Origin of the sequence: Polaribacter sp. (assembly GCF_965660385.1) — a bacterium.
Classification (GTDB): Bacteria; Bacteroidota; Bacteroidia; order Flavobacteriales; family Flavobacteriaceae; genus Polaribacter.
Map to the genome: position 1 here is coordinate 1 of NZ_CBFHZT010000108.1, position 3,597 is coordinate 3,597.

Genomic DNA, 3,597 nt, shown 5'->3' on the forward strand with positions numbered 1-3,597 from the left:
CTAACTGAATTAATTTATCCCCCATTGCACCAATTAGATTGCCAATACCGCTAATTAAAGCACCTCCAACAGCAGCTAAAACGTTTGTACCCTGTGATAAACCGTTACCTATTGCTTGACCTATTCCGCTAAAAGTGTTAGCTAATTGACCTTGAATTAAATTACTCATTTGAGCATTAACAGCTAACATTTTTTCGTTTAATATATTTTTTTGCGTATCTAAATCTTTTAGCTTAAAATACTCTTCCCAATTAAAAGGGCTGTCACCAATCCAATCGTTAGCACCTAAATCAATAGTTTCTAAAGCCTCAAAACTACTATCATCTAATTTAAAATCAATAAAAACAGGTTTTCTATCAGTTTCTTTTTGTTTTTTACCTTTACCACCAAATAAAATTTCATCTCGGACATTAGCCAAAGAATTTAATCTTAATATATCTATTTCGAGTTGCTGAATTTCTTTAGCACCCATATTTTTAACGGAATCGAACCTTTCATTTATTTGTTTTTCTCTCTTTTTTCTTAGTTCTTCATTATCTTTTAATTGCTTATTATTTAAGTCTAAAAGTCTTTTTCTTCTTTTTTCAAACAACTCAATACTATTTGCTCCAAATGATGCTCTCATTTTTTGCATTCTTTTGTCTTCTAAAAGAATTTTTTTTCTAAACTTTTCTTCGATTAAAGATAAACCCGCTTTTGCTTTTGCATTTTGTATTAATCCTATTGTATATTCATCAATAGATTTTTTAATTTCATCTAAATTGCCTTTGGTTTTAAATACTGATGTATCAAAGTCTGAATATTTTTCTTTTAATAATTCTAAAGCTCTTTTTTGGTCTGTTTGAGAAGCAGTAGTATCAGTCATTACGTCTGTTAAAGTCTTAAACTCCACAACGCTTGATGTACTCATGTCTTTAAGAGAATCGTTAAACTCTGTTATATTATTTTTGACATCAAATATCTTATCCCCAAAAACAAGTAAAGCGGACGTTGCAACGGATATAGCTAAAGAAATACCCCCAAAACCTTTAAGACTGCTTAACATAGCTTTTAAAGCACTCCCCGAACTACCAGTTTTTGCCTTTAAGTATCCAAATTGTTCAGTTAAGTTGGTAATGTTGTTTGATACCCCCATTATACCAAAAGGCGCATCTTGTATCGTTCTACTAAATGAAGTTAAAGCTGAATCACCGCTAATAATACTTTTTTTACCTTTATCTAAAGTATTTCCTAAACCGTGAACACTGTTTTTATAACTTGTTACAAGTTTAGATGCTTTAGATATTTTTAAGTTATTTTTAACTAAATCAGAATAATACTTATCTGAACTAATTTTACCAGCGTCAAAAGATTTAGCAAGTTCTTTATTCTTAGATTTTAAACCGTCTAATAATTTAGTGGCTCTAGCTAACTTATTTTGTAACTCCTTTACATCAGCCCCAATTTCAACTTCTACTCTTGCATCCATTTACTTCTTTTTTCTGTTTTCGTACTCTAAACGTTCTTTTTTAAACCTATCTAAGACAAATTGTGGTACTTTTGGTCTACTTGTACCAATTAACACTTTTTTGGTAGTGTTAAGTAAATCTGTTTTTTGTTTATTATCTCCAAAACCTGCACCTATTATAACTCTATTAATCTCAAATATCTTAGCATTTTCTATTTGTTGTAACCTTTTATATGCAAAAAAGCGAATGTTAAATTCGCTCATTGTCATTGTATATAAATAATCATAAGACGAAATACCAAGTTCACCTAAGCAAACTGAAATAATGTCTTTATACCAATCTATTTTTTTTTTGCCTCATTTTGGTTATTTTCATCCGGTGTCTTATTTTCATTAGTTCCAAAGAATACCTGTAAAAACTTAACTACATTATCAGCACCTTTTATATAGTCTTTATCTAACCAATCTACTACATCTTTTTCTGTAAAATCTACTTCTTTACTATACTTATTGCAAGTATTTACTAAACTTTCATACATTAATATAGGAGCGTGTTTAAAAGGGTTTTTTTGCGTCTTAATTAATAAGTCGTTGTAATCCTCGTATGTTTCACGTTCTAAAACGTTACCTAAAAATAAGATACCAAAAGTAAACTTTCTCTTTTTACCTCCTAAATGTAATTCTATTTGTTGTTTCATATTGTTGTTTTATTTTATGCGTTCGGGTCTGTCCCTGTAATTAATCCACTACCCATTAAAGTTCCACTAAAAGTAATATCTTCATCAATTGCCCCAGTTTTTTCTAAACTTGAAAAGAAACCACTACCATATTCTACCTCTGTACTATCATCTGCATAAGTGGTTGTAATTTTCCAATCAAAGTTTCCTAAAGTTCTTAATTTAGCTTTTAACTCCACCCATCCTACTTTTCCAGTTTCAGGTTTTGGATATGTACCCTCGAATGGTATTTCGTATGTGTAAGCACCTGCTTTACGTTGTGTCGCTCCATCTGCATCGCATTTTGTACGTGATGAAACTTCAGTAACAGCTTCACTTAAACCGCTTGAAGTCAAACAAACAATAGGCTCGTAAGCATCTGTTCCGTTCCAAACGGCTAATGTTTCTGATTGTCCTAAAATATATTCTGCCATTTTAATTTATTTAATTATTTATTATACAAATATAAATAAAATTTATTAAATAGTTTTTTGTATAATATTTCTTTATAGTTATTGTTTAATTGTAAAAAAGTATTATATTTGTGTATAATTTTCTTTCATAGTCATTTTTTAGGGTTTGGTTGATAAAAGGCGTGTTACTAGGTAGCACGTCTTTTTTAGTATATTTCTAACTCTAATCTTAACAAGTTTCTGAATACATTTTGTGTATCTGTTTGGTTGTCTAAGTTGTTTATGCTTCCGATTGTTTGTTTATGGATTCTTAAACCGCTTTCAACATCTAAAGTTAGATTTCTTGTTGCTGTTATGATAGCATCAGTGATATTATCAACTAACAAACGACTTCCCATATTTCCACTTGCTGAAAATATAGTAACAGTATCAATTAAAATAGAACTTCTCCACATTGCCTCGCATTTCGTGGGGTTTTCTTCTACGTTTGTTTGAGTTGTTAATAGGTTGTAATATGGTGTATTTCCGTTTGCTGTTACATTTGTATCATAGCAAGGTACATTTATAAAATCTGCGGATGCAATTTCTATTCCGTTACTATTTACGATACTGTTTGTATTTCCGTCTTGTAATATATGCACATCATTTGAAACTTGGTCGATTACTACCATATTTTCAATAGCATCATATATCGCTTTTCTTACCCATTTATTCGCTAATGGTTTATTCATTTACTTAATTCTTTTAAAAGTTGTTTTAATTCGTCTAAATATACTTTTCTACCATTTACTAAAGCTGGATATAAAAATGGCTGTGGCTTTAAATTAATCTGTTTAACTCCTTTACCTTTAAATTTAATAGCCAATTCTTTTAATTCAGGTGGCACGTTTACAAGCCCACCAGTTCCAAACTCCATATAAGCACTATATTTTTCACGTGCAAAAATAGTTCTATTAAGTTCTTCTATTTTATCTTTTCCTATTCCTTGTCTTAATTTACCTAAATCTACTGGTGCTAATTG

General features: G+C 30.1%; 6 protein-coding genes. All 6 read right to left on the bottom strand.

Features of this window, described 5'->3' with window-relative positions:
* The coding region (locus ACTG3V_RS15225) for a hypothetical protein (protein ID WP_439133027.1) at positions 1-1,468 on the bottom strand (1,468 nt) is incomplete at its 3' end.
* A complete protein-coding gene (locus ACTG3V_RS15230; protein WP_439133028.1) occupies positions 1,469-1,711 on the bottom strand; it encodes a hypothetical protein in 243 nt (80 codons plus the stop codon). It lies immediately after the preceding gene.
* Between the two features lie 77 nt (positions 1,712-1,788).
* Complete coding sequence (locus tag ACTG3V_RS15235; protein ID WP_439133029.1) at positions 1,789-2,145, bottom strand: hypothetical protein; 357 nt, start codon at positions 2,143-2,145, stop codon at positions 1,789-1,791.
* Positions 2,146-2,159: 14 nt separating this feature from the next.
* Complete coding sequence (locus ACTG3V_RS15240; protein WP_439133030.1) at positions 2,160-2,597, bottom strand: hypothetical protein; 438 nt, start codon at positions 2,595-2,597, stop codon at positions 2,160-2,162.
* 185 nt (positions 2,598-2,782) lie between these two features.
* Positions 2,783-3,307 (bottom strand): hypothetical protein, encoded by a 525-nt coding sequence (locus tag ACTG3V_RS15245; RefSeq protein WP_439133031.1) that lies wholly within the window; start codon positions 3,305-3,307, stop codon positions 2,783-2,785.
* Positions 3,304-3,597 (bottom strand): hypothetical protein (locus tag ACTG3V_RS15250; protein ID WP_439133032.1); only part of this gene is annotated, 294 nt, incomplete at its 5' end. The genes ACTG3V_RS15250 and ACTG3V_RS15245, both read right to left, overlap by 4 nt.